Source organism: Bradyrhizobium algeriense (assembly GCF_003062295.1).
Classification (GTDB): domain Bacteria; phylum Pseudomonadota; class Alphaproteobacteria; order Rhizobiales; family Xanthobacteraceae; genus Bradyrhizobium; species Bradyrhizobium algeriense.
The window spans coordinates 1-431 of sequence record NZ_PYCN01000287.1 but is presented as its reverse complement, the minus strand read 5'-3'; the positions used below and the strand labels follow the sequence as shown (position 1 = coordinate 431).

The 431-nt window shown below is 67.5% G+C and carries 1 protein-coding gene; it reads right to left on the bottom strand.

What is annotated here, in order from left to right; genetic code table 11:
• A partial coding sequence (locus C7G61_RS43540; RefSeq protein ID WP_190242303.1) for a nuclear transport factor 2 family protein occupies window positions 1-232 on the bottom strand: 232 nt, incomplete at its 3' end.
• Between the last annotated feature and the right edge of the window lie 199 nt (window positions 233-431).

Below are 431 nucleotides of genomic sequence, written 5' to 3'. Positions count from 1 at the left end.
TCATGTGCACGGTGCGATAGAAGTCCTTCACGGCAGGTGCGATGAAGCTGCGCAGCGCCGCCCGGCCCACACCGCGGCGGCCGCAGTCGATATCCTCGGGAAACATGGCGAGCCAGGCGTCCAGGTCGCGCGCATCCACCGCCATGGCGTAGCGCACCGCCAGGGCCTGGATGGCCTCAACCGCTTCCAGACGTTCGATGCGCGCCAGCAGCGCCGGGTCGATGGGGGACATGGCCTCGCCTCTCCTGTTCGGAACGAAGACTAAGCCACGGCGAAAAACCGGCAATCGGCCGCGCATCGCATGCGCGATCGCTGGGAGCCTTCCGCGAGGTCGCTTGATCGCTCTTCCGATGGCTGCGGCCCGGACCACGCGAGGCGGTTTCGCCCTGTGCTAGCACTCCGCCCATGGGATGGCGCGAGCAGGAGAGCAT